This window comes from Pseudomonas sp. PSPC2-3 (assembly GCF_049898265.1).
GTDB classification, from domain to species: Bacteria; Pseudomonadota; Gammaproteobacteria; order Pseudomonadales; family Pseudomonadaceae; genus Aquipseudomonas; species Aquipseudomonas veronii.
In genome coordinates, this window is record NZ_JAFCXJ010000009.1 from 307,211 (window position 1) to 333,185 (window position 25,975).

Here is a 25,975-nt window from a genome sequence, read left to right on the forward strand (position 1 = left end):
CAGTCGTTTCACAACTTGAGCTCCCTCCATTCATAGCCGTTATATTTCTCCCAGACTGCGCCGTTCTCAAAGTGCAGGTACACCCGCCACTCATCCGGATTGACCTGGATTTCTCCACCAATACGGGCGCAGTTACCGAACTCTGAGCGTAGAAAGCTCTCTAGTTGCTGAAAAAACGCATCGGGCAACCTAGAACTGCCGGAGACGTAGCAAGACGATCCATTGGCGAAAAGGCTGCAGGGTTGAACACTTGACCATAGCGTTGCTGGTGCCTGGTCCGGATGTTTCTTGCTCCAGTCCAGAGCAAATCTGTGAAGTAGGACATGCCAGTTTCCGTCGGCGTACTCACCTTCAATCCCCCACATGTCGATGGCCAGGAACAAGGTGGGCTGCTTCGAGCGTTTCTGCGACGGATAGAAGGACTCATGCATGGGGATATCTCTCGCTGGTTCAGATGTAAATCAAGATGAGTAAATGTCGAACATGCCCACGACATATTGTGTCGTGCGCGACATCTGGATCGCATGAATAGCGGTGTGCAGCACTCACCGTGATGTCAGCCGAATTGTGGCCAGTCGTTCAGCGGCAGGGCGGCGGGGTACAGGAAGAGAGATGAGGCTTAGATAAATCAGAATGGCCACAGACAATCGCAACTTCCTTGTGCGTGTAGGCGTGAGTGCCTGCGAGAGAGATCTACTGCACGATATCGGCATGGGGCAGACAAGCTTTAGTTGGGACTTGTAATGTCGATCATGGAGATCCCTTCGAAGCGACATGGACGAGATTGTGGCATTTTGCTACCGTCGTTGGCGATGCGCCAGCTCAAATGCTGACTCGCTGCAAACGCAAAGGAAGCCTTTTATGAGCATGACCTGGGGACTCTCTGGTCCTGAACAATTGGACGGCGAGAGACGCACCCGCACGCTTGATATTGGCGCCGCAGTGCGTGAGTACAACGAGCGCGCTGTCCCTGGCATGGGCGGCGTGTGGTACGCCAAACAGCTGTTTTTGGCGATGCTGGGTATCGCGCTCGCGCAGAAGTTGCGCGAGCGCAAGTCGAATGTCTCGAACATTAATGCGGCCAACGCCATTGAAGCGTTGGGCTGCTACTACGCGCTCAAACAGAACAAAGGCCAGGGTGATGCCCGGGTGCGGGGTTCGGAGAAACTGCGCGGCAAGGCGAATTTCGACTTCAAGACCCTGTGCAAGCCAGGGTTCTATGTCAGCCAACCGATGCGAATGGGGACCGGCCAGGCATTGTTGGCCTTGGGGCTGGTGCGCGCGCAGGGTGAACGATTCAATGCCTTTACCTGCACAGCCTTTGGTCATGAATTCGTTAACGCCTGCTGTGGGGATGACGGAGCACTGTTAGAGGAGTTGGTGCAGTGGGCACAACGAGGCGATTCTGTAGATAGGTTGAAAGGCCCCGTTTCCGGGCTGCTCTCGCCTCTGCAAGTATTACCCGCACAGGCCCGTGCGCTGTTGTCTCGCCGTATCGATGCGGAACTCTCGCCAGCCAGCGGTGGCTTGCGACGTGCAGCCATACGTGGCTGGGTACGGGCTCGTCACGCCAAGTCGGAAGCTGTGTTCGATTGGGCCGAGCGACCCGATGAAATCGACCCCGAACACTGGAACGACTTGCATTATGGCGCTCTGTTTTTTCAAGTGCAGGATGCCGCCTACGACGTGCTGAACGCGGTGGAGCAACACATGGCGGTGTTGAGCACGCAGCGGTTCGAGTTAGGGAGTGTCCTGCCTGAACGCATCTCGACGCATATCACTCATTTGCGCGAAATGGCCCGATTGTTCCTGGATAACCCTCAGCGGCAGCGAACCGATCCTGTCGCCTCGATCTTCTGCCATGAGTGTATAGATCCTGATAGTTCGAGCCTGTTGGCCAGTCTGGTGAGCCGCGACGGTCGGGTTCTGCGCCTGCAAGGCAAGGACATTCTGCCTGGCGGTGCGTTCCAGCATCAGGTTTTGGAGGTCGATACTGGCCAAGCTGTTATCGAGGCCCAAGCCGCTCTGCCAGCCTGGATTTCCCATCGCGTAGGTCGCTTGCATCGACTGGACCTTGATCTCCAGGGCCGATTGAGCGCCTGGCTCACCCCGGCTCCAGCAGTAGCCATTGAAGAGGTAAGTCTATGAGTCATGCTCCAGCCTCTCTGGCCCAACACTTCGAAACGCCGGACGGTTTTACTGGCCACTTCGGTTGGCTGTGCGGCTTCTCGGCTGACGACAGGTTTCTCAACGATGCGCTTGAGCGTTTCAGCCACCGGCAAGCCAATCAGCGTGCCTATGCCGGGGAAACGCTATTGGCACTGATGCTGGACCCGCGCGCGATCCAGATTACCCCGATCGAAGTGCCGGGCCTTTTGCATTTACCCTGGGCGGAAGCTGAATTGCCATTCAACCTGATGCACGCCAAGGTCGCAGTGCTGGGTTACCGCAGCACTGACAAGAGCGACGCCTGGTGTTTGCGTTTGCTTGTGTCCACCGGCAACTGGACCCGGCAGACATTAGAGCAGAGCCTTGACCTGATCTGGCGCCTGGACCTGTGCAGCGACGAACTGGTAGTACCCACCGAGGCAACGCAGCAGGTCCGGACAGATATCTGCAGCGCCTGGAGTTTACTGCTGTGGCTACGTGAGCATTACGACGACCGTGCGCTGCTCGCCAACCCGCTGACAGCCAAGGCCGTGGCGGATATGGATGCGATCCTGCTCAAACAGGTCAAGCCGAAAGCTTCCGGATTGAACGCGCGTTTCTTCGATAACCGAAAAGCGTCGCTGCTCGCCCAACTGCCAGCCAGAGTCGTTTATGCCTCGGGTCGAGAAACGGCGCGTAACTACTTGGCCATGGGCTCGGGTTTTTATGAGTCTTCAATGCCCGTTGAGCATGCATCGGTCCCGTTGAGCATCATCAGGCGCTTGCGCGGTGAAGAAGGAGAGCCGCGTCTGCTGACGGCGACCAGCACTGTAGATCTGTTTGTCAACGAGGCGAGCTGCCAGGGCATTGCAACGGCAGCCGCGAACTTGACGGCTGCCAGCGTCAGCGTACGACCTGCGGCTCAGCCGGCCTACTTTCCTGACGTGCAAAAACGCACCTTGCATGCCAAGTTCATTTTCAGCGCCAGCGAGACCGGGCATTCGGAAAAAACAGCCAGCCCATGGCTGTACCTTGGCTCGGGCAATCTTACCCGGCAAGGCTTCACCCTGAAGATGGGGCGATCGACGGGCAACCTTGAGGCCGGGGTGGTATTCGCTCCGACGCCTTTGAACTGGTACCCGGCAAAATCGGGGGGAGCTGATCCCGAATCGATTGGCTATTACCTGCCGATTCAGTGGGAGCAGGAATGCGTCCCTGAGACGCTGCAGCAAGGCAAGGATCTTGAGGTGGGGAGCGAGGTGTTCAGCGCAGCGCCCGTGGCTTACTTGAAGTGGCGGGACACGGATACACCAGAGCAAGGCTGGTTGAGCGTCGATGATCGCTCGCGGGGCGATTACTCAGTGCTGGATACGTCGCGACAGCCTTGTGCATATGTTGAGGGTCAAGGCTTCGCCTGGTGCGGACCACGACCGCGGCAGGTGGTTGTCAGTTGGCAAGAGGCGGGTGCAACGCATGTCATGACGGTGCCAGTGCTGGATGGGTTTGGCCGATTGGCGGCCACCGAGCTGCCAGAAATCAGCCTGGAGGATGCGTGGATGCAACTCGACAGTTTTCCACAGTCGCCCAGTGAAGAAGAACTGCCCGACGCGTTCGACGATAGCAAGCGCTCTGCCGACAAACAGGGAACCATTGCGCCAGGAAAAGAAGCGGCGCGTTACCCGATCCGGCAAATGATGGAACTGATCGAAGGCATCGCCGCGAAACAAACTGCGCTGGAGCCTCGGGATTGGCCGGTGTGGTGTGCCCGACTGGAGCAGTCGCTCATTCAGGCCGCCGGTTGCGGGTTGTTGCAGCAGTTTCTGACACTCGAAATCAACCCCATCCATGCCTTGCGTCAACCTGCGTTCAGGCCTCGTTTTGCCGAGACAGTGGACCATCCGGAAGGGCTGCGCTACGAAAACGCACTGAGCAATATCGAGGCCCATTGGAAACTCGACACCTCACACCCCCTGGGAGTCCTGCCATGAAACGGATCGCCTTCAGTTGGGCAGCCGTTGCGGCTTCACTGCGTGAGCGGGCGATGCAACAGCAACAATTTGCAGATGACGCAGGTGAGGCGGCTGCGCATTTGAATCCAGGCCAGCGAGCTAGCCTGCATGCGTTGGCCGATCGAATTGGCGAACACGGGGTAGTGCTGGCCGACGAAGTGGGTATGGGCAAGACCCGTATCGCTGTCGAGTTGATTCGCGCAGTCAAGGACGCTGGCGGTCGAGCCGCCGTCATCGCCCCGCCAGGGCTGGGCTATCAGTGGCAGGCCGAGTTGAAACTGGGAGGCGTTACAACTCCCGCTATGTTGCGTGGTCTGCTCGGCTACTTTGAAGCCAGAAGTGCCGAAGAGGTCCTTGATAAAAAGCCATGGTTTCAGGAGCCAATCCTGGTGCTGTCCCATACCTTTGCCAACTGGCGTATGGGCGAGAATGCAACGCGCTGGCGCAGAGAGTTGGTGCCGGAAGTCTTCGCACGCTGGCGCAAGGAGGCAGGTTTCAGGTATCCAAATGGCTACCACCTGTCAGGCTCTTATGATGAAAGGGTCAAGCGAGCCGCTGCCAGTATTGTGGCGCGTATCAGCGAAGACGCCGCGCACCCCGCTTACACCTGGTTGACTGACGTCACGACCGGGCATGCCTGGCCAAACCCTGATACTTACACCAATTACCGCCGCGGTACTTCTCATCGGAATTGGCTTGAACAGGTGGTCGGGTTTGGCCTGGGCTCCTTCGACCTGCTGGTAATCGACGAAGCCCACAAAAGTCGCGGCACCGACAGCGGCCTGAGCCGGTTGCTCGGTAACCTGGTGCAGGGAACTCAGCACAGCCGTCGCTTGTGCATGACAGCGACTCCTGTGGAGCTGGATGTCGAGCAATGGCGGCAAACCTTCGAACGGCTTGGTCTCGACGAAAAAGTGCGCGATCAACTTCAGCCTGTGATCAACGACTTTGCGCAGGCCATCCGTCATCTACGCGTTCATTGGCGTTCCAGCGACACGGCCCGTCAACAATATCAGGCTGCAGCCAGTGCCTTTCAATCGACGTTGAGCCCCTATCTGCTGCGCCGGGATAAACGTGAAGACGCCGACGTTTCACGCTTCTCCCAAGAAACTCAGGGGGAAAGCTATCGCAACACCCAAAAGCCCGTCAGTGTGGATGTACGCACGCTGAAGTTACCTTGGCGACAGGCCGTGTGCGCAACCGAGGCGCTGTCCGTGGCCTCGCGACTGGACGAAAACTCAACGGCCAAACGCTTGCGATTGACCCTGGCCAATGGGCATGGCATCGCTGACCTAATGGCGCAAATTAATGAACCAGCGGAGCCGTCTGCCCTGCCGGATGACGGACAATCCAGCGCGGTCGATGACAAGCGCCAGCAACGCGTGCAGTGGTGGTTGAAGACGGCTGCGCAGGCGTTTCAGAATCCCCACCACTTGTTTGAGCACCCGGCAATCCTGGCCACCATCACGGCCATCGAAGCCGCACACGAGCAAGAAGAAAAGGTGCTGGTGTTCGGCCGTTTCACCGCACCCATGCGGGCCTTGGTCCGGCTGCTGAACGCACGTGAAATGCTACGTAGCCTTGAGGTCGGCCGTTACTGGCCGCAGAGCGTAATCCAGGCTCGCGCCGACGAGCCCGATGACCATTCGGAATGGGCAGCAGTGGAGATTGCGCACCGTCAGCTGAATTGCCGGCTGAAACTCAACTCCATCTCTGAGCTGCTGGCCAATCAATACAGCACCCACAGCACACGTCGGGAGCAGCTACGCCGGCGTCTGCTCGGCTGGCTGGATGCGGGACTGCCCAAACATGAGCAGGTACCCCGCGCGATGTTCAAACACCTTCAGGAGGCCGAGCTCAACAAGGATCTGGTGGGCACCGCCGAGAAACATCCCGTGGCGCTGTTTACCCGGGCGATCCTCGACTTCACTGGCGGGGACGTCGAACATCTGACGCCTGAGCAAGCGTGCACCGCCTTTTGCCAACTGCTGAGCGCTGCCGCCGAGCAGCACACGGACGACAATTCCCACACACCGGATACCGGCGAAATTGCGTTGCAATGGGAACTGCTACTCGCCCGTCTGCAGCCTGAGTTTGCCCACCAGGAGGGTGGTTTCGCTCGCCTGATGTACGGCGGCACTGAACAATCTACCCGCCGCTTGTTGCAACTGGCCTTCAACCGCCCGAACAGCTTTCCCCGTGTTCTCGTGGCCCAATCCACTGTCGGCCGCGAGGGCCTCAACCTGCATCAGGCATGCAAGACAGTCATCCTCATGCACCCGGAGTGGAACCCAGGGGTAGTCGAACAACAGATCGGCCGAGTCGATCGGGTGGGCAGTCATTGGAGTCGCCGGTTGGGTGAGGCGCTGCAGCGGGGGAGTCCAGCGTCAGAGCTGCCGCGCATTGATGTGCATCCGGTGATCTTTCGAGGGACTTACGACGAGCATAACTGGAAGGTCCTGTTGGAACGTTGGGATGACCTGCGTGCTCAGTTACATGGAGAAGTGATTCCTGCTCGGGAGGCGGAGGGGGACTTGGAGTATGAGGAAGTGTTGACTGAATTGAAGGACGGAGCGCCTTGCTTTTCGCCGTTGGGCAGAAGTTTTTGAATTGGCTAAGCTCTCCAGTTTTATTTAGCGCGAGTGAGATTCATTGATTGCCCAAGCGCAATAGGTTGCGAGAATTTAATTTTTACATTAACTCCAGCTACTTGTTTTGCGAAGCATATATCCTGACTTTTGCACGAGATCGTAACTAGATGAAGAAAAACCGAAGTTCAAAGCGTTTTTCCCAGAAAAGGGTGAGCTTGCCACACGTGCAAACTAAGTCGCCACCTTTGCAAGGTATGCTTAATAGGCTTGTCCCAGGGAAAAGGCAGGACGAACAAAAAACTGCACTTGAGCAGGCGTTGGAGGCGTTCGCCCTGAGCGATGATCTGGTGGATATGAATATTCCAGACTACAGCGGGTTTGCAGACTGGATAGCTAAGCTGGTAGAGGCTGATCCGGCAAGGACGCTGGTGTACAGGCGCACTTCAAGCCTAGTTGAGTCAACTTCAAACACTCTCGGCGTGCTTGAGGAGATGTATGCTCTAAAAAATAAGTATAGGCAGCTTCTTGAGGGGCGCAAGGGAGGGGAGGCTGGGGCTGAAGAACTTAATGTTCTTGGTAAACTCAAACTTCTTATGTCATTTTCGAGAGGGTCTGTCCGTGCTGTTGAGGTTTCAGAAGCTCGCAGCAAGGAAGTTCCTATAGATCTGGAAAAGGATTTGTCTTCATGCACTCAAGCGGATCTAAGGGTGCGTTTATTTGCGGCGACTGATCGTAAAGAGTGGCGAATAGCATTCAAAATAATTGGACGCCTCAAGGAGGAGTCCCATGATGAAGGGGAGCTCGCCTTTCTAGAGGCAATGGCATATTTCCACTCTGACGACTTGGAAGGTTGTATTCTCTACGCGTCCCGCGTCACAAAAGATCATATTGATTTTTCTGGTGCAAAAGCCCTGCACCTCGAGTGCTTGGCTTATCTTGGGAGGGAGAAAGAATTATTGAATCTCCTAAACTCGCTCAGGCCATCAAAGCTCTCACCCACGTTTATACTTTATCTGGGTCAGTTACTTGTCTTAAATGCACGGGATCCTTTGCAAGCGGTCGCTAATCTCAGTAAGGTTGCTGAGGACTCGTCTTGTACGGAGCGTTCAATATCCCTAGATCAAGACCCATTTTTTTTAGAGTTCAACCGTCACTCCTGCTCCTTGGCATTGAGGCTTGCCGAGTGGTTGAGTTCTTATGGAGTTTCAGAAGGGTTGAAGCCTAATGAGTTTCAGAATGCCGCAGAGCGTTTGGATACGAACTACCGCTCTGTAATTGCGTTGCAAGTCTTCGACCCGTTATTAGCTGAGGCTGTCATGGAGGCCTCGGTAGGACAAGCATTTGTCCCCATCGTGAAACGCCTGCTCAATGGGTCTCAAGAGAAGCAATCAGTTGACTACGCACAGGCACTTGAAACTCAATTGAGATTAGGCGCTATTGATATCTTCGTTGATAACGTAGTTCGCCTTCTAAAAGGCCTCGGCGATCAACCAGTGCCGAAAGCGCTTATAGGGCTGGTGCAGGCCGCCTATGTGGAAGCAGCGTCGCGTAAACTCTCAGTCGAGAACGAAATGGCTGAGGCTTTGCTTAGATCAGGTATTGATTGCAATGCATCGCTGGCCGATCAAGTTCAGCGAGGTAAGATAGTTGATGTGTTGAGTCCTATGGGGAAGTTGTCCTACATTTGGGCGGAAGCGGCGCTAGAGGAGGCCGAGAAAGCTGAAGTGTTTCACGGGGATGCGGGCATGATCGCTTTGGGCTTCTTCCGCATACTTGAGCATGAGCTTAACGATCTGCTTATCAAACCGTTTAGGAACTCTGATTCAGCGGCCGCGGAGTTGGAGGAGCTGTGGAGTCGCTTGGGTAAACTTCTAGCAACCGAAGATGCAACCCAATCCAAAGCGAGTGCTACTAAGCGAAAAAAAGCGCATATGATGTGGTCCCAAATGATTGAGCGCTTGAGGCCGGTGCTGGATGGAGGAAGAACTGGTCTGGAACTAGGTCCGTTGCATATTCTCCTGGAGAAGAGTCGCTCAACATCCGGCGAAGACCTAGAACTCAAACTGTTTTTTGCCTCCAGGCTGACTTCTCATCTAAATCACGCGGGTCAAGTTGCATTCAAAAGCGGTGCTATCGCCAAGTTTATTGAGCAGTCTGCAGTTGAACAGTTCCGCAACCCTCCAGCACATTCACGTTTCGTTTCCCTCTCAACGGCACAAGCCTGTAAGCGTCACGTAGTCCAATGTATTTCGGGGTTGGTCGAGTGGGCCATGCCACTTCGCGACCCTAAAATAGCTCCGACAATGCACTAGCTTTTTCAGATAGTTAAACGTTGATCGGGCCGGGTTTACCTACTTGGCTCCGCGTCGCCCGAAGAGAGGTCGCAGACGATCCCATAGTCCATCCTCGACTACCTGAAGCGTAAGATCTGTAATTCCAGGAAACTCCCAAATGAGCAGTTCAACGCTCAGGTCGAACTCCTCGGCCCATGCTGCGAAGCGCAAGGCGTATGTCTTCTTGGAGCAATCTGCTTTCAGGTGTTCCCGGGTACGCGACTGGACGTTCCAGGAACGGCCAACATAAAGCACTCGACCAGAGTGCATTAAATTGACGGCAGGCAGCTTTCCTACAATGACATCATTTGTTTTTGCTTCCAGCAGCGCGGCTGTCACTAGGAGGGGTTCGACCTCGCATTCGTCTTGCAACTGGTAGATGTAGAGGAAGCCTCGCTTTTTTTGCTTGCCTTCACCTTGCGCGAGCTTCGGAGCCTTCGCGCTGAGCTCTTCGATTGTGGAGGCATTTAGCGCGCCGGTAGAGAACCGAATGCAGGTCGGAAGAGGCACTACGAGCTTACGCGCGGCGTCCACCGCTTTGCGAGTCGTAGTCTCGTACGCATCGATTGCCTGATTTAGTCCTTTTTGATCCAAGATCATATCCTTTCCCCGATCTGTTCTTCCGCCAGCCAATGCTGTGCTGAGATTACTTGCCCTAAGAATTGAAAAGATCGAAGCCTGCGTGCCGCAGAAAAGACGTGCGGAGGCTAAACCTATGATATTGGTGGATTGAGTTGGAGGTCGCAAACTGCTCTGGATCTGTGCCGTCATGAATCCCGTGGGTCAAAGTTTTGGTGGTGAGATTCAGCGCCAGCTATCGCATGGACACTGCTTTTAACCGCGTACCTTCCTGGATGGCTGACACAGACAGGCTACCCATACCCGCTCGCTGAATATGTTCACTCCACCAGATCATCATGGGACGTCTTCGCTCAATGTAATCCGCACGATTGTAGGCACTACGCACCTCGTCTTTGTCCACGTGTGCAAGTGCGACCTCGATCAGCTCCGGATCCCATCCTTGTTCGTTCAGGATAGTACTAGCCATCGAGCGCATACCGTGGCTCACTAAGCGCCCTTCAAAGCCCATTCGCTTCAGGGCCATGTTTGCTGTCTGACTGTTGCAGTGAGTCCGCGGGTCTCTATCGGCGGGGAACACATACTCTCTGTGGCCGCTATAGGGTTTGATCGTCTCAAGTAGAGCCAGTGCGTGTTCGGTGAGTGGTATGACGTGAGCACGTCGCTTCTTCATCCGCTCCGCTGGGATCGTCCAGGTTTTCTTGTCGAGATCGATGTCAGCCCAGGAGGTCGTGGCGGCTTCCGCAGGACGGGTCATGGTGTGGAGCTGCCATTCGATCAGGCAGCGTGTAGTTCTTTTTATGCTCGCATTGGCGATGGCGACCATTAGCTCTGGCAGCTCTTCGGGGCGGAGGGCAGCCATGTTTTGCTTTTTCGGCTTTTTGAACACAGCCCGAATGCCGCTTAGCGGGTTGGCAAAGATCATTCCCGAGTTCACACCGTAGGTCATGATCTCGTTGAGCCGTTGGGTCAATCGCTTCACTGTCTCCAGGCTGCCTTTGGTTTCAAGAGGGCGCAGCAGTTCGATGACCGTCGGTGCATTGATCTGCGAGATAGGTGTTGTTCCTAGCGTTGGAAAAACATGCAGTATGAGTGAACGCCAGATGTCTTCGGCATAAGCCTGGGTGACGGAATCTTTTTTCAGTTCAAACCAAGCGGACGCCACGTTCTCGAATGTGTGCTCGGTTGCCTGTCTTTTTGTCTGCTCCAGCGCACTACGATGTTCTTTCGGGTCGATGCCCTGCGCGAGAAGCTCTCTGGCTTCAACCGTTTTCTTCCTGGCTTGCGCGAGCGAAAGTTCTGGGTAGGTGCCGAGGCCCATGTTGATACGGTTCTTGGTAACCGGCCGCCGATAGTTGAAGTTCCATAGCGTAGAGCCATTGATTCTCACGCGCAGCTGTAGACCATCCCCATCACTGAGGACGTAGTCCTTGTCTTTCGGTTTTACAGCTTTGAGCTGGCGATCAGAGAGGCGGGTGGCTTGGGCGCACATGAGGTATTCCATGACATCATTCGGTATTCCAAAAATTACCACTGAAGGGCTTGGAATACCATGTGGAATACCAGGTGATGTGGATTCTGTCGGACGTCTGTGGACCCCAATAGACGCTAAAGCCTTGTATTTACTAGATTTAAGGCACAAAAAAAGACGTCCATGGACGTCTTTAGATGTAAAGTTGGTGGAGCCGGGGGGATTTGAACCCCCGTCCGCCAGTACTCCGCTGTCGGTACTACATGCGTAGCCGTGTCTATTAAGTTAACCCTCAGCGACCCGACGGGCAGGGTGCTTTGGGCGAGTTGTGTAAGTTTTAGCCGCTTCGTCCACAACGTACTGCACGGCGATTCTGTTCTATATGACAATCATTTTGGGTTTACAGACATCCCCTGATGATTGCTGGACCCGAAGGTACCAGGAGGGAAGGGCTAAGGCTGCTTACGCAGCGAGAGCGTATTCCCCGTAGGTTTCGTCATTGGCAACTATAGAAAGTTGCAACAGTGGATTTACGAGTTCTGTTACCAACTCGGCATGCACCTAAAGTTTCGCGACCGGCGTCGAATCCTAAACGGCCCCGTGCTTGTAACTCGTTGTTTCTTAGTGAGTGACAAGCCTGTGCAGTGTACGCCAAACGGTCACAGAAGGCCAACCCGAAGGTTGGCCATGAGCGTCGGGGTGTTACTGATTGGCGCCTTTGTCGCTGTTCTGTAGGTCTTGCAGGGCTTTGGACGTGATCTCTATGCACCTCTTGTCATCACCTGCTGCTTGGGCGGCTTTGGCTTGAGACACGGCGGTGTCGATTTCGCCGCTTTTGCCAGTGGTGTCGGTGGCGAGCAGGGCTTTGCCGTTGTTGATTTTGTCGAGATTAATCTGACAAAGCTGGTCGGTTTTTCCGGCGGCAAACGCCGGTGAGGCCAGCATCGCAGCGGTAATGAACACGCCAGCAAGAGCGGAATGCTTCATAAGGGTATCTCCTTGCGAAAAAGGGCTCGACGTTGCTGGCGTTCAAGGGCTGCCAGCGACATCACTGATGAGCCTCGATCGCCGAGGCCTATGCAGATGACTACGTCGCCGCGCAGGGGTTCTGTTTTTGTGCAGGATTAGTGCGCCCTCGGTCGGGTTACGCGGTCCACGAGGTAGACCAGCCCGTGGTAATCGATGCCGCCATGCTGGCTCAGGCCGATCTCGCAGGTGCGGCTGGTGGAGATGCCTTCGCTGCAATATTGCACGGCGTCTTTCAGCGAGCGCAGGGAGTGGGCGTTGAGTTCCGGGGTGGTGAAGCCTTTGTCGCCGGCAAAACCACAGCAGTGGATGCCTTCCGGGATCACCACGGTTTTCGCGCAGCGGCGGGCCAGGTCGATCAGGGCCTGGCTTTCCCCGAGGTGCTGGGTGCTGCAAGTGACGTGTACGGCGATCGGTGCTTCCTGCGGTATGAAGTCGAGGCGGTCCATCAGGTGCGTGCGGATAAATCGTACCGGGTCGTACAGGTCCAGGCGTGTTTCGCCCAGGTCTTGCACCAGGCGCAGGGTGCAGGGGCTGGTGTCGCAGTAGATCGGGTCGAGGCCGCCGCGGCTGGCGTGGAGCAAGGCGCCGATCAGTTCCTGGCGCTTGTGTTCGGCCTGTTCGGCATAGCCCTTGGAGGCGAAAGGCTGGCCGCAGCACAGGTTGTCCTGGTTGTCGGGGAAGACGACTTGGTAGCCGGCTTTTTCCAGCAGGCCGCGGGTTTTGTCGTACAGCGACGTTTGCTCTTTATCGCCAGCCGCCGGGCCCATGGCGCGTGAGACGCATGCCGCGAGGTAGACCACGCGTGGCCGCTCATCGGTCACTGCCGGGCTGAAGCGAATGGCTTTTTCCGGTTGCGGCGTGGCGTTGGTCCATTGTGGGATTTGTCCCTTGGACAACTTGCTCACTGTGGCCGACAACTTGGCCAGGCGCGGCGCTCCCAACAGCATGCGTGCGCCGTTGGCGACGTGCAGGGTAAAGCGCGCGCCTTGCAGCGCGGTGGCGAAGTGGGTGGCCAACCATTCGGCGGTTTTCGTATGGTCGGCGTCGCGGGCCCGGAGTTTTTTCACCAAGTCGCCGGTGTTGATTCCCACAGGGCAGCGCTGGGCGCATAACCCGGTGGCGGCGCAGGTGTCGATGCCCTGGTAGTGGTAGGCGGTTTCCAGTTCAGTGGTGTCGATGCCGGCGCGTTTCTTCGCCTGAATATCGCGCCAGATCACGATGCGCTGGCGCGGGCTCAAGGTCAGGCCTTTCGACGGGCATACCGGCTCGCAGAAACCGCACTCGATACACTTATCCACAAGCTCGTCGGCGGCAGGCAGCGGCTTGAGGTGTTTAAGGTGGATCTGCGGATCTTCGCTGAGCACCACGTCCGGGTTGAGAATACCGTTGGGGTCGAGCAGGCGCTTGAGTTGCCACATCAGTTGATAGGCGTCGCTGCCCCATTCCAGCTCGACGAACGGCGCCATGTTGCGGCCGGTGCCATGCTCGGCTTTCAGTGAGCCGCCAAACTCTACGGCCACCAGTTGGGCGACGTCGTCCATGAACGCTTGGTAGCGTGCGACTTCTTCGCTGCTGTTGAAGCCTTGGGTGAACACAAAGTGCAGATTGCCTTCCAGAGCGTGTCCGAAAAGGATGGCTTCGTCGTAGTGGTGTTTGTCGAACAGCTCGATCAAACGGTTAACGCCGATGGCCAACTGCTCGACCGGGAACGTCACGTCTTCGATGATCACCGTAGTGCCGGTTTTGCGCACGGCGCCGACGGCGGGGAAGGTGTCTTTGCGGATCGCCCACAGGCGGGCGTTTTCCACCGGGTCTTCGGTGAAGTCGACCTGTTTTTCCACCGGAAACGCCGCCAGGGACGCCATGATCAGCGCCAGTTGCTCCTGAAGCAAAGAGGGCGATGCCGCACGGGATTCGATCAACAGTGCGCAGGCATTTTCTGATAGATGTTGTACGAAGGCGGGCATGCCGGGTTTGTCCTGCACCGAACGCATGCTGCGTCGGTCGAGCAGCTCAACCGCTGAGACCGGTTGGGTTTTCAGGACGGTCACCGCATTGCAGCAGGTCTCGACATCGGGGAATACGATCAGCGCCGAGGCTTTGTTCGGGTGGTCGATGACGGTGTCGTAAGTCACTGCGCTGATAAAGCCCAGGGTGCCTTCGGAACCCACCAGCAGGTGGCTGAGGATATCCAGCGGCTCATCGAAATCCACCAGGGCGTTGAGTGACAGGCCGGTGGTATTTTTCAGACGGTATTTGTGGCGGATTTTGGCGGCCAGTTCAGCGTTTGCCCGTGTCTCCCGCCCGAGTGTGGCCAGGCGTTCAAGCAGCGCGCCGTGCTGCTGACGAAATGCCGCGACGCTGGCGGCATCTTCGGTGTCCAGGCGGCTGCCGTCGGCCAGCACCAGGCGAATCCCGGCCAGGGTATGGTAGGTGTTTTGCGCCGTACCGCAGCACATGCCGCTGGCATTGTTGGCGACGATGCCGCCGATTTTGCAGGCGTTGATCGACGCCGGATCCGGCCCGATCTTGCGCCCGAATGGCGCCAGCCAGGCGTTGGCCTGGGCACCGATCACGCCGGGTTGCAGGCGGATCTGCGTACCTTGCCCACGAATTTCGCGGCCGTTCCAGTTGTCCCCCAGTACGATCAGTACCGAATCGCTGATGGCCTGCCCGGACAAGCTGGTGCCCGCTGCGCGGAAGGTCACCGGAACATGATCGCGCTGGGCCAGTTTCAGCAGCGCCACGACTTCGTCTTCCGACTCGACGCGAATCACCAGCTGTGGGATCAGTCGGTAAAAACTGGCGTCTGTGCCAAATGCCAAGGTGGAAAGTGGGTCGTCGAAGCGACGAATTTTCGGGATCAGCTGTGCGACGTCAGCAAGGAAAGCGGCAGGCAGACTCATTGGTCCTCCAGGATCAGCACCACCAGGTCCTTCGGACCGTGGGCGCCATAAGCCAGAACTTGTTCGATGTCAGCGGTCTTCGACGGGCCGGACACCAGCAGGGCATTGGTGGGCATGCCTTGGGCCCAGGCGAATTGCTGCTGGACCTGATAAAAGTTGTCGTAAATCTCGCTGGCCTTGAGCAGTGCAAAGTGTACCGGCGGCACCAGGCTCATCAGTCGCGGTTCTTCCCGCGTGGGCCACAGAATCAGGCTACCGGTGGCGGCGATGGCGCCGAGGGTCGTGGTCAGGCTGGCCGGTGTGTCATTAAACAGCTCGGCTTTCCATTCTTCCACAGGGCGGTCGTAGGCTTTGAGCTGCGGCAATTGCGGATGGTTCGACCAGTGCTCGGTGATGCGCCGCCCATGCTCGGTTGTCGGCGCGATGAGCAGGCTGGGCAGCTCGCGTTTTTGCAGCAGCTGCGCGAGTAAAGCTGGCCATTCGGCGCCGCGGGTCAGGTGGATCTCGGTATGCACCGCCTCCATCAGCTTGCGCAATTGTGCGATGCGCTGCTCTGGCGGGTAGGTGTAGATCTGTGTGACCAGGGCCTCATCGAAGTTGTCGGGCACTGGTGTTGTGCCCGTCAGGCTGTGGCGCAATTTGCCGAGGATATTTTGCTTGGCGCTCATCAACGCGCTCCCTGTTTGGCCAAATGCTCGCGTGCCAGGTCATGCAGCGAACGGGCGGCGGGTTTAGGCGCGCTATGGTTTTGCGTCCATGGCCCGACGTTGTTCGGTACGAGGGCGCGCAGGCGCGTGGCGGCGAATGTGAACAGGCGGTACAGCGTCGGTGAGCTGTGGAGCTTGGCCCAGGCGTTCCAGATGAACCGCTCCTGGCGCGAATACTTGCTGCCTTGGCCACGCATCACGGGGTGTGGGCTATCCGGCGCTTTTACGTTCTCTTCCCGCAGACGGCGTAGCAAGGCCGGGATCGGAATTTTTACCGGACACACTTCTCCACAAGCACCGCACAACGAAGACGCACTGGGATGGTCCGGTACTTTTGCCAGGCCGACCATATGCGGTGTGATGATTTTTCCGATAGGGCCGGGGTAGACCTCGCCGTAGGTGTGGCCACCGATTCGGGTATACACCGGGCAATGATTCATACATGCGCCGCAGCGAATGCAGTTGAGCGTCTGACGCAATTCGCTGTCGGCAAACGCCTGGCTGCGTCCGTTGTCCAGCAGCACCAGGTGGACTTCTTCGGGGCCGTCGAGCTCATCGGCCTTGCGCGGGCCGGAGATCATATTGACGTAGGTGGTGATCGGCTGGCCGAGCGCGGAGCGGGTCAGCAGCGACAGCAACGGCACCACGTCGCGCAGGTTTTCCACGACCTTCTCGATGCCGGTCACGGCGATATGCACGGGTGGCACTGTGGTCGACATACGCCCGTTGCCTTCGTTTTCCACCAGCAGCAGCGTGCCGGTTTCGGCCACGGCGAAGTTGACGCCGGAGACGCCGATATCCGCTTCGAAGAACTTTTCCCGCAGCACGCGGCGACCAATCTGAATCAACTGGTCGACATCCTTGGTGTACTCCACGCCGAGTTTTTCATGGAACAGCGACGCGACCTGGCTGGCGTTCTTGTGGATCGCCGGCATGATGATGTGGGACGGCTTCTCATGGTCGAGTTGAACAATAAACTCACCCATGTCCGACTCAAGGCATTCGATGCCTTGGGCGGCGAGTACGTGGTTCATCTCCATCTCTTCGCTGACCATGGATTTGCCTTTGATCACCTGCGTGGCTTCGCGCCGGCGGATGATCGACAGCACGATCGCATTGGCCTCTTCAACCGTTTCTGCCCAATGCACGGTCACGCCGTTTCGGGTCAGGTTGGCTTCCAGTTGTTCGAGCAGGTCGGGCAGCTTCGACAGGGCGCGGGCGCGCACCGCGTTACCGAGGGCGCGCAGGTGTTCGCGTTCGTGGGCGTCGCTGAAAGACGCCGCCCGTTTGCTCATCAGGGAATCCATCGCATTGCGAAAGTTGTTTCGCAGTTGCGCGTCGCCCAGTGCCTGGTGGGCGCGGGTGCGGAAGTCTTCCGACACCTCGACGGTGGGAATCAGCGCGGCGTTCATCGTTCACCCCCGGTGCGTTGCCAGAGAAAGCTGGCCAGGTGTTGCCCGCGTAAGGCCGCCTGTTGTTTCTCCAGGGCGCCATTGATGTTCATCAGGCAACCGCAATCAGCACTCAGTACTTGATGGGCGCCGGAGTCCTGCAAGGCTCGGGTCTTGTCGGCCACCATTGCGCCGGAAATGTCTGGCATACGCACGCTGAACGTCCCACCAAAGCCACAGCATTCGCTTTCGTGGCTGTGGTCGACGCGTTCGACATTGCGCAATTGGGCCAGCAGTTCGCGGCCGTGAAGGTGGGTGTTCATTTCCCGACGCGCGGAGCACGACGTGTGCAGGGCGACCTTGACCGGCTCCCCGCTGTCGTTGAGTTGCACCTTGCACACGAACAACAGGAACTCCGCCAACTCATAAGTCCGGGCCGCGAGGGCCTGCACTTGTTTGAGGGTGTCGGGTTCGTCCTTGAAGAGGTCGGCGTAGTGCTCACGTAACATGCCGGCACAGGAGCCGGATGGCACCACCACCGGGTAGTCACCGGCGAACAGCGCCAGTTGCGCGCGTGCCACTTGTCGGGCCTGGTCGGTATAGCCCGAGGTGTAGGCCGGTTGCCCGCAGCAGCTTTGCCCTTGGGGATAATCCACGCAGATCCCTTCGCGTTCCAGCAGGTGGATCGCGTCCATGCCGGCTTCGGGATAAAACAGATCGACCACGCAGGTGCCGAACAGGTAGACCTTCTGCGGTTTTTCGTGGGGGTATTCGCGTGGCTCGGCCAGAGGCGGCGCGACACGGGTGGCATTCGGCACGGCGTTGTAAAAAAGCTCGCTCATCAGGCGCGTTCTCCGGGTGGTCCCGGTTGTCCGTCCGTCAGGGCCGCAGCGTGTTCAGCGGCCCGGCAGAGGGGTTGTGGAGAGCTGACGCCGAAATCGCGGTTCGGCGTCGGTTATTGCGTGATTACCTGTGGTCTCAATGCACCAGCATGCCGGTGAACCAGTAGGCCTGGGCCAGTGTGATCAGCCCGACGATGGTGGCGAAAAACAGGCTGTGCTTGAGGGTGAAGCGGAACAGGTCGGATTCCTTGCCGACCAGGCCGGTAGCGGCGCAGGCCACAGCGATCGATTGCGGCGAAATCATCTTGCCGGTCACGCCGCCGCTGGTGTTTGCCGCGACCAGCAGGACGTCGTTGACACCGATCTGGTGGGCGGTGGTGGCTTGCAACGAGCTGAACAGGGCGTTGGACGAGGTGTCGGAGCCTGTCAGGAAAACCCCCAGCCAGCCGAGGAACGGCGAGAAGAACGGGAAGGCTGCGCCGGTGCCGGCCAGGACCAATGCCATGGTCGAGGACATGCCCGAGTAGTTGGTGACGAACGCGAACGCCAGCACCATGCCGATGGACAGGATCGGCCAGCGCAGTTCGTAGAAGGTCTCTTTTAAAGTGGTAAGACCAGTTTTGATGTCGATCTTCAATACCAGCATCGAGATCAGCGCGGAAAAGAAAATCGCAGTGCCGGTCGCTGAAATCGGGTCCAGTTTGAATACCGCGGGGATGGCCGTCGGGTTGGTCACGATAGGCGCAACCTTGACCACCAGTTGGTCCAGGTGCGGGATCGCAAAGTTGAACACCCAGCTGTACATCGAGCCGCCTGCGGCGAACATCGCCTTGAAGGGCTTGAGGGTCCAGATGGTCACCAGCACGGTCAGGATCAGGAACGGCGACCAGGCTTTGAAGATTCGCCCCAGGCTGTAGGGCGAAGCGACAGTGCTGCGTGGCAGGCCGAAGCCGCCGGCGCTGGCGGTGACCGTTGCGCTGGAGGTCGCACCGGCAATCTGCGCGCCGGCGGTGCGCTTGGGTTGCCAGATTTTCAGGAACAGAGTCAAGGAAACCAGGCTGGCCAGGGCCGAGGTGATGTCCGGCAGTTCCGGGCCGATGAAGTTGGAGGTGAAGTATTGGGTGATGGCAAAGCTCAAGCCTGCCACCAAGGCGGCCGGCCAGGTTTCGCGCACGCCGCGCAGGCCGTCCATCATGAACACCAGCCAGAACGGAACGAACAGCGACAGCAGTGGCAATTGGCGACCAGTCATGGCGCCGATCTTGAACGCGTCGATGCCGGTCACTTGCCCGGCGACGATGATCGGAATCCCGAGGGCACCGAAGGCGACGGGCGCGGTGTTGGCGATCAGGCACAGGCCGGCGGCGTACAGCGGGTTGAAGCCCAGGCCGACCAGCAGCGCGGCGGTAATCGCCACGGGAGCACCAAAGCCGGCGGCACCTTCCAGGAAGGCGCCGAAGCAGAAGCCGATCAGCAGGACCTGCAGGCGTTGGTCGTCGGTGATCGACAGTACCGAGCTGCGGATGATCTCGAACTGGCCGCTCTTGACCGTCAGTTTGTAGAGAAATACCGCAGCGACGATGATCCAGGCGATGGGCCACAGGCCGTAGGCAAAGCCATAGCCGGCAGCGGCCAGTGCCATGTCCACCGGCATCTGGAAGGCAAAGATCGCCACCAGGATCGACAGCGCCAGCGTGATGCTGCCGGCGACGTGGCCTTTAAGGCGAAACACGGCCAGAGCCAGGAAGAAAAATACGATTGGAATAACGGCGGCCAGTGCGGACAGGCCGAGGCTGCCGAGCGGGCTGTAGAGCTGTTGCCAGGTTTGCATATGGGGTGGCCCCTAATTGTTGTTGGTCAGGCACATTTTAGTCGGCTTGGATAATTGGTAATACCAATTTACAGCCGCTGTTGGCTAGAGTAAAAGCCTAGGCAGGGATGTGTCAATTTGCCGCCTGCGAAACTTTGGTCTTAAGCGGGAGGGCGGGCGCTCTGATCGCATCAATCGAAGATGTTCTGATGGGTGCTGCAAGCGTTGCGATAGGCCAGAATAGAGGCCCCGGCGAGTGGTCGGGATCGTGGAGAGAGAGTTATGGGGTTTGATCAGGTGCGTCAGCGCCGTTTGTCTGACGATATTGTCGAGCAGCTTGAGGGCATGATCCTTGAGGGCACGCTGAAATCGGGCGAGCGCTTGCCGGCCGAGCGCGCGTTGGCTGAAAAGTTCGGCGTTTCGCGCCCCTCGCTGCGTGAGGCGATCCAGAAACTGGCGGCCAAGGGGTTGCTGGTCAGTCGCCAGGGCGGTGGCAATTATGTGTCTGATTCGTTGGGTTCGACGTTCAGCGATCCGTTGTTGCACCTGCTGGAAAACAATCCCGAGGCGCAGCGTGATTTGCTGGAGTTTCGCCAAACCCTCGAAGCGTCCTGTGCCTATTACGCGGCATTGCGCGCTACCGAAGTCGACCGTGAGCGGCTGACGGCAGCCTTTGAAGCGCTACAGGATTGTTACGCGCGCGACGATAAGGTCAGCCGCGCAGAAGAGGGGGCCGCGGATGCGCGGTTTCACTTGGCCATTGCCGAGGCCAGCCACAATGCTGTGCTGTTGCACACCATCCGCGGGTTGTTCGACCTGCTCAAGCGGAACGTGGTGACCAACATTGGCGGCATGTACCAGCAGCGCACGGAAACCCGCGATATGCTGATCAGTCAGCACCGGGATTTGTACCTGGCAATCATCGAGGGGCGGGCCGAGCAAGCGCGGGAAGTCTCAACACGTCACCTGTTGTATGTGCAGGAGGTGTTGGAGGAGGTACGTCAGGAAGTTCAGCGCGTGGCCCGGGCGGCGCGGCGCAAGGGCATGTAGCCAGGGGCGAAGCGCCCTAGGCTACAGCGGCACAAGGATTATTCTTCCTTGCCCTTGTTGCGCACGGCGCGATGCAGTTCACGGTCGGAATCGCGCTCGCGCTCGGTGTCACGCTTGTCGTATTCCTTCTTGCCTTTGCCCAGTGCGATCTCGCACTTGACCAGATGCTTGCTCCAATACCAGGACAGGCAGACGCAGGCATAGCCTTTCTGCTGTACGGCGGCGGCGAGCTTGTCCAGTTCGCGGGCATTGAGCAGCAGCTTGCGTGTGCGTACCGGGTCGGCAATCACGTGCGTGCTCGCGGTGGTCAGCGGGGTGATATGACTGCCGAGCAGCCATGCCTCGCCATCCTTGAGTAGCACATAGCTGTCGACCAGTTGCAGCTTGCTGGCACGCAGACTTTTTACTTCCCAGCCGGCCAGGACCAGACCAGCCTCGAACCGATGTTCGATGAAGTAATCGTGTCGCGCTTTTTTATTCTGCGCGATGGTCCCTGTGGGGTGTTTCTTTTGTTTAGCCATAGGGGCGGCATTATAGGGCGTTGCGAGCGTGTCGGCTACGGTCAACCTGCGTGCTTGAGCGTGTTGGACGAATCCCGGACAATACCGGCAGTTCTTTGGTTTTTTTCTCTCGCGGATCGGGTTGTTCTTTCGCGATGTTTGCCGCTCAGCTGTGGAAATAACGCTCACATGACGACGCATATTCAACGTTCGGCCCTGCTGCCCTATCCGGCCCAGGTGCTTTATGACCTGGTCAACGACGTGGCGCGTTACCCGGAATTCCTGCCTTGGTGCTCGACCGCCGAGGTGCTGGAAGGCAGTGATGAGCACATGGTTGCCAGTGTCGGGGTGGCCAAGGGGGGGCTCAGCCAGCACTTTGTGACACGCAATGTCCTTGTGCCGGGCAAGTCCATTGAAATGAATCTGCAGGAAGGGCCGTTTACCCAATTGCATGGTGTCTGGGTGTTCAAGGCGTTGACCGAGAAAGCCTGCAAGATCAGCCTGGATCTGTCCTTCGATTATGCGGGGCCCATTGTGCGGGCGACGTTGGGGCCTTTGTTCAATCAGGCGGCCAATACCCTGGTCGACGCATTCTGTCAGCGAGCCAAGCAACTGCATGGTTGAGATTGAAGTGGTGTATGCCGGCGTGGATCGCCAGGTGTTGGTGGCGGTCGCGGTGCCAGCGGGGACGAGCCTGCGGGCTGCGGTGCAGGCGTCGGGGATTGCTACGCACTTTCCTGAGGTGAACCTTGCTGATTGCCCGTTGGGGGTATTCGGTAATGCAGTGGTCGACCCCGATACCTGCACCGTGCAGTCAGGTGATCGTATCGAGATCTACCGCCCGCTGCTGGCCGACCCCAAAGAAGTGCGGCGGCTGCGTGCGGCCAAGGCGGCGTTGGCCAAGCAACTGCGTTCATAGGCCGGCGAATCTGCAGGCAACAAAAAGCCCGGCATGCCGGGCTTTTTATCGAACGTCGCAAACTTACTGCGGGCTGGTGTCCAGAGGCTGTGGCGTCGGGACTGGAACTGTTTGTACGCGGTCGACGTCTTTCTGGATCTTGTCGAGCAATGAGCCAGGCTTGGCCGGTACTTCGGATTTCGGCTTCTCGGCTTCCTGCGCAGGCGCAGTCACGTTGGTGCCGTTATCCTTGCCCAGCAAGGCTTCATCGCGGCTTACGCCGGGCATGAAATCGCCGGACAGACTGACCAGTTGATCATTGCCATTAAAGATGACGCTGACGCGTTCCTGTTGGCGTTCACCGCCCCCAGGCTGGATGCTGTAGAGATAATCCCAGCGATCGGCGTGGAAAGTGTCAGTCAGCAGGGGGTTGCCCATAATAAACCGTACTTGCCGTCGGGTCATTCCCGGGCGTAACTGGTCTATCATGTCCTGCGTGACGACATTGCCCTGCTGGATGTCGATTTTGTAAACCCCGGGGAATGAACAACCGGCGAGTGCGAGCAGTCCCACAAAGGTGAAACTGGTTAGCAAGAGCTTGGTGTTTTGCATCGGTGGGCGACTTCCACTATCTTGGCTGGGACAACGTAAACGCCGATCATACCCGTATTAAGAGAAGCTGCGAAGCAGCATCCGCGAGAAAGCTAACCATGGTTGAAAATAGCGAACTACGCAAAGCCGGTCTTAAAGTGACTCTGCCACGCGTCAAGATTCTACAAATGCTCGATTCTGCTGAGCAGCGCCACATGAGTGCCGAGGATGTTTACAAGGCGCTGATGGAGTCCAATGAGGACGTTGGCCTAGCCACGGTTTACCGCGTGCTGACCCAGTTTGAAGCCGCGGGGCTGGTGGTTCGTCATAATTTCGACGGCGGTCACGCAGTGTTCGAATTGGCTGATGGTGGTCATCACGACCACATGGTCGACGTGGACACTGGTGAGGTTATCGAATTCACCAACCCGGAAATCGAGCGGTTGCAGAAGGCAATTGCCGAGGAGCATGGCTACGAGTTGTCGGACCACAATTTGGTTCTTTACGTACGTAAGAAAAAGTAAAAATCGACGCAGATTCGCTCTGCGGAACGATTGAAGGCGACCCCTGGGTCGCCTTCGTGCTTTCTACAAGAGAGAAAATTGCCGGTTCGGTCAGGCCTTCGCTGCCACCACCATTTTCTTCGCGTGGGCCAGGGACTCCTTGGTCAGGTCGATGCCGCCGAGCATGCGCGCGACTTCCTCCACGCGTTCCGACTTGTTCAGCTTGGACACCGCCGTGTGCGTCGCATCGCTGCCGCGTACTTTGTGTACAAACAAATGCTGATGCCCTTGGGCGGCTACTTGCGGTAAGTGGGTAACCGTCAGCACCTGGCCGCGATCCCCCAGGCGACGCAGCAGTTGGCCGACAATTTCTGCGGTCGGGCCACCAATGCCAACGTCTACCTCGTCAAAGACCAGCGTCGGAACCCGTGAGGTTTGGGCGGTGATCACCTGAATCGCCAGGCTGATCCGCGATAGTTCGCCCCCGGAGGCGACTTTTGCCAGCGCTTTGAGCGGCTGCCCTGGGTTGGCGCTGACCAGCAGTTCTACCTGTTCCAGGCCGTGGGGCTGCAGTTCGGCGCTGGTATTGCTGTGCAGTTCGATGGTGAAGCGGCCGCCGGGCATGCCGAGGCGCTGGATTTCCTGCTCGACCGCGCTGGCCAGGCTCGTGGCGGCTTGATGGCGCAGATCGCTCAGTTCGCGGGCCTTCTCTTGGTAATGGCGGGCGAAAGAAGCCAGTTCGTCGCCCAGGCGCTCAATGGACTCGTCATTCGCGTTCAGGGTTTCGATTTCATCCAGCAGCTTCTGCTGCATCGTTGCCACTTCAGTCGGCTGGATCCGATGTTTGCGCGCCAGGGTGTAGATGGTGTCCAGGCGTTCTTCTATTTCCTGCAGGCGTGCCGGGTCGGCGTCGAAGTGATCGAGGAAGCGGTTCAGTTCGCCTACGGCTTCTTCTACCTGGATTTGCGCACTGGTCAGCAAGGTCGTGGCTTCATTCAGCGAGCCGGACGCATTGTTCACGCTGGACAGCCGATTGAGGCTGACGGTCAGTGCATTGAGCACATTGCCCGAGTCGCTCTCGCTGCATTGCTCCACCACCTGGCGGCAAATACCCAGCAGGGTTTCGGCGTTGGTGAGGTTCTTGTGTTCCTGCTCAAGCTGTTCCAGCTCGCTTTCGCCGAGGCCAAGGCTTTCGAGCTCTTCGAGTTGATAGCTGAGCAATTGGTGGCGTGCGCGTTGCTCGTCGCCGGAATTGGAGAGGCGCTCCAGTTCCAGGCGGGTCTGGCGCCAACGTTGGGCGGCGAGCTGGACCTGGCGGGCGAGGTCGGTGGCGCCGGCGTATTCATCGAGCAGGCGGCGATGGGTATCGGTTTTGAGCAGGGATTGGTGTTCGTGCTGGCTGTGGATATCGATCAGCAGCTCGCCCAGGGCCTTCAAGTCACCCAGCGGGCAGGGCGTGCCGTTGATGTAGCCACGGGAGCGGCCTTCGGCGGTGATGACCCGGCGCAGGATGCACGGCCCTTCATTATTAAGGTCGCGCTCGGCAAGCCAGGCTTCGGCTTCGGGGATGTCCGCCAGATCGAAGGTCGCCAGGATGTCGGCCTTGTCTGCGCCGGGGCGTACCACGCCACTGTCGGCGCGGTCGCCCAGGGTCAGGCCGAGGGCGTCGAGCATGATCGACTTGCCGGCGCCGGTTTCGCCTGTGATTACGCTCATCCCGCGATCCAGTTCGAGATCCAGATGTTCAACGATGGCGTAGTTATGTACGGACAGGTGCACGAGCATGACGGCCGCTCCCAGGCTTTAGGTCTGGTTATTTATACAGTGTTTTGTTCCGGGCTGACAATCCTGGCGCTTAGCTCGATTTGCTTGCTTCGATGTTTTTTTTAGTGCGAAGAGGAATGAATGGGTCGGAATTGATCTGGATCAGATGAAAGACTTTTGGTGACGCCCGCACCCTTGAACCTGGAAATTGTGGCCCCATATACCGGAACAGAAGCGCGAGTTGAGTTCGCGCATGATTTTGAAAGGAGAAATCTATGGCTGACGAACAGACGCAGGATACGCAAACTCCAGACGCCAATTCGGCTGCCGGTGATGAGCTGGCGACTCGTGTGCAAGTGCTCGAAGAGCAATTGGCCGCTGCGCAGGATCAATCTTTGCGTGTTGCCGCCGATCTGCAGAACGTCCGCCGCCGTGCCGAGCAGGATGTAGAAAAGGCCCACAAGTTCGCGCTGGAAAAATTCGCCGGTGATCTGTTGCCGATCATCGACAGCCTGGAGCGCGGCCTTGAGTTGTCCAACCCGGATGACGAAAACATCCGCCCGATGCGTGAAGGTATCGAGCTGACCCTGAAAATGTTCCAGGACACCCTGAAGCGTTATCAGTTGGAGGCTGTCGATCCGCAAGGCGGCGAGCCGTTCAATGCCGAGCATCACCAGGCCATGGCGATGCAGGAAAGTCATGACCTTGAGCCAAACAGCGTGTTGAAAGTATTCCAGAAGGGATACCAGCTCAACGGTCGCCTGCTGCGTCCAGCAATGGTCGTGGTCAGCAAGGCGCCTGCACCGGTTTCACCTTCGATTGATGAGCAGGCTTGAAATACGCCGCAAGGCCC

The 25,975-nt window shown here is 58.0% G+C and carries 21 protein-coding genes and 1 other RNA gene; 9 read left to right on the forward strand and 13 right to left on the reverse strand.

The genetic code is table 11. The features are described from left to right. Positions 1–8: 8 nt before the first annotated feature. Positions 9–431, reverse strand: coding sequence for a hypothetical protein (locus tag ACP7E3_RS22095; protein ID WP_316917633.1), 423 nt, complete (start codon positions 429–431; stop codon positions 9–11). A gap of 430 nt (positions 432–861) precedes the next feature. Between ACP7E3_RS22095 and ACP7E3_RS22100 the strand changes: the two genes are divergently transcribed. The 4 genes from ACP7E3_RS22100 to ACP7E3_RS22115 all read left to right on the forward strand — a co-directional run bounded on the left by ACP7E3_RS22100 (position 862) and on the right by ACP7E3_RS22115 (position 9,060). Further along, complete coding sequence (locus ACP7E3_RS22100) at positions 862–2,148, forward strand: hypothetical protein (protein ID WP_426124380.1); 1,287 nt, start codon at positions 862–864, stop codon at positions 2,146–2,148. Continuing rightward, a complete protein-coding gene (locus tag ACP7E3_RS22105; RefSeq protein WP_426124382.1) occupies positions 2,145–4,136 on the forward strand; it encodes a hypothetical protein in 1,992 nt (663 codons plus the stop codon). The genes ACP7E3_RS22100 and ACP7E3_RS22105 overlap by 4 nt, the downstream gene beginning before the upstream one ends. Then, the gene (locus ACP7E3_RS22110; protein ID WP_426124384.1) at positions 4,133–6,766 is read left to right on the forward strand and encodes a DEAD/DEAH box helicase; all 2,634 of its coding nucleotides are present in this window, start codon (positions 4,133–4,135) and stop codon (positions 6,764–6,766) included. Before ACP7E3_RS22105 ends, ACP7E3_RS22110 begins: the two co-directional genes overlap by 4 nt. Positions 6,767–6,915: 149 nt before the next feature. Further along, a complete protein-coding gene (locus tag ACP7E3_RS22115; RefSeq protein ID WP_426124386.1) occupies positions 6,916–9,060 on the forward strand; it encodes a hypothetical protein in 2,145 nt (714 codons plus the stop codon). A gap of 39 nt (positions 9,061–9,099) precedes the next feature. Here the strand turns inward: ACP7E3_RS22115 and ACP7E3_RS22120 are convergent, their stop codons facing one another. The 9 genes from ACP7E3_RS22120 to ACP7E3_RS22160 form a co-directional block, all read right to left on the reverse strand. Then, on the reverse strand, positions 9,100–9,852 hold the full coding sequence (locus ACP7E3_RS22120; protein ID WP_426124388.1) for a hypothetical protein: 753 nt from the start codon (positions 9,850–9,852) through the stop codon (positions 9,100–9,102). Between the two features lie 43 nt (positions 9,853–9,895). Then, positions 9,896–11,152, reverse strand: a complete 1,257-nt coding sequence (locus ACP7E3_RS22125) for an integrase domain-containing protein (protein WP_426124425.1) — start codon at positions 11,150–11,152, stop codon at positions 9,896–9,898. A 185-nt stretch (positions 11,153–11,337) separates the two neighbouring features. Next, positions 11,338–11,731: a transfer-messenger RNA gene (gene ssrA / locus ACP7E3_RS22130) on the reverse strand. A 102-nt stretch (positions 11,732–11,833) separates the two neighbouring features. Continuing rightward, entirely contained in the window at positions 11,834–12,118 is a 285-nt protein-coding gene (locus ACP7E3_RS22135; RefSeq protein ID WP_046382031.1) for a hypothetical protein, read from the reverse strand. Between the two features lie 137 nt (positions 12,119–12,255). Continuing rightward, positions 12,256–15,066 carry an FAD-binding and (Fe-S)-binding domain-containing protein gene (locus ACP7E3_RS22140; protein ID WP_426124390.1) on the reverse strand — a complete coding sequence of 937 codons (2,811 nt, stop codon included), beginning with the start codon at positions 15,064–15,066 and terminating at the stop codon, positions 12,256–12,258. Further along, positions 15,063–15,734: a LutC/YkgG family protein gene (locus ACP7E3_RS22145; RefSeq protein WP_057005461.1), complete on the reverse strand. Its 672-nt coding sequence runs from the start codon at positions 15,732–15,734 to the stop codon at positions 15,063–15,065. Before ACP7E3_RS22145 ends, ACP7E3_RS22140 begins: the two co-directional genes overlap by 4 nt. Then, positions 15,734–17,185: a LutB/LldF family L-lactate oxidation iron-sulfur protein gene (locus ACP7E3_RS22150; RefSeq protein WP_017847399.1), complete on the reverse strand. Its 1,452-nt coding sequence runs from the start codon at positions 17,183–17,185 to the stop codon at positions 15,734–15,736. The genes ACP7E3_RS22145 and ACP7E3_RS22150 overlap by 1 nt, the downstream gene beginning before the upstream one ends. Further along, positions 17,182–18,006 (reverse strand): (Fe-S)-binding protein, encoded by an 825-nt coding sequence (locus ACP7E3_RS22155; protein ID WP_201021552.1) that lies wholly within the window; start codon positions 18,004–18,006, stop codon positions 17,182–17,184. Before ACP7E3_RS22155 ends, ACP7E3_RS22150 begins: the two co-directional genes overlap by 4 nt. Positions 18,007–18,142: 136 nt before the next feature. Beyond that, the gene (locus ACP7E3_RS22160) at positions 18,143–19,837 is read right to left on the reverse strand and encodes a lactate permease LctP family transporter (RefSeq protein WP_126588586.1); all 1,695 of its coding nucleotides are present in this window, start codon (positions 19,835–19,837) and stop codon (positions 18,143–18,145) included. A gap of 261 nt (positions 19,838–20,098) precedes the next feature. On the opposite strand from ACP7E3_RS22160, the gene ACP7E3_RS22165 reads away from it, so the two are divergent. After that, entirely contained in the window at positions 20,099–20,866 is a 768-nt protein-coding gene (locus tag ACP7E3_RS22165; RefSeq protein WP_017847402.1) for an FCD domain-containing protein, read from the forward strand. 38 nt (positions 20,867–20,904) lie between these two features. Here ACP7E3_RS22165 and smpB read toward each other — a convergent pair whose 3' ends face one another. Further along, positions 20,905–21,387, reverse strand: coding sequence for an SsrA-binding protein SmpB (gene smpB / locus ACP7E3_RS22170; protein ID WP_017847403.1), 483 nt, complete (start codon positions 21,385–21,387; stop codon positions 20,905–20,907). 168 nt (positions 21,388–21,555) lie between these two features. Here smpB and ACP7E3_RS22175 point away from each other — a divergent pair, with 168 nt between their 5' ends. Both ACP7E3_RS22175 and ACP7E3_RS22180 read left to right on the forward strand, forming a co-directional pair. After that, positions 21,556–21,990, forward strand: coding sequence for a type II toxin-antitoxin system RatA family toxin (locus ACP7E3_RS22175; RefSeq protein ID WP_046382036.1), 435 nt, complete (start codon positions 21,556–21,558; stop codon positions 21,988–21,990). Then, on the forward strand, positions 21,983–22,285 hold the full coding sequence (locus tag ACP7E3_RS22180) for an RnfH family protein (protein WP_426124395.1): 303 nt from the start codon (positions 21,983–21,985) through the stop codon (positions 22,283–22,285). Before ACP7E3_RS22175 ends, ACP7E3_RS22180 begins: the two co-directional genes overlap by 8 nt. Before the next feature lie 63 nt (positions 22,286–22,348). Here ACP7E3_RS22180 and ACP7E3_RS22185 read toward each other — a convergent pair whose 3' ends face one another. Beyond that, a complete protein-coding gene (locus ACP7E3_RS22185) occupies positions 22,349–22,876 on the reverse strand; it encodes an outer membrane protein assembly factor BamE (RefSeq protein WP_046382038.1) in 528 nt (175 codons plus the stop codon). Positions 22,877–22,974: 98 nt separating this feature from the next. Between ACP7E3_RS22185 and fur the strand changes: the two genes are divergently transcribed. Then, a complete protein-coding gene (gene fur, locus ACP7E3_RS22190; RefSeq protein WP_046385174.1) occupies positions 22,975–23,379 on the forward strand; it encodes a ferric iron uptake transcriptional regulator in 405 nt (134 codons plus the stop codon). Between the two features lie 90 nt (positions 23,380–23,469). On the opposite strand, the gene recN is transcribed toward fur, so the two are convergent. After that, positions 23,470–25,143, reverse strand: a complete 1,674-nt coding sequence (gene recN / locus ACP7E3_RS22195; protein WP_046382039.1) for a DNA repair protein RecN — start codon at positions 25,141–25,143, stop codon at positions 23,470–23,472. 254 nt (positions 25,144–25,397) lie between these two features. Between recN and grpE the strand changes: the two genes are divergently transcribed. Beyond that, positions 25,398–25,958 (forward strand): nucleotide exchange factor GrpE, encoded by a 561-nt coding sequence (grpE, locus tag ACP7E3_RS22200; RefSeq protein WP_017847409.1) that lies wholly within the window; start codon positions 25,398–25,400, stop codon positions 25,956–25,958. Positions 25,959–25,975 lie beyond the last annotated feature (17 nt).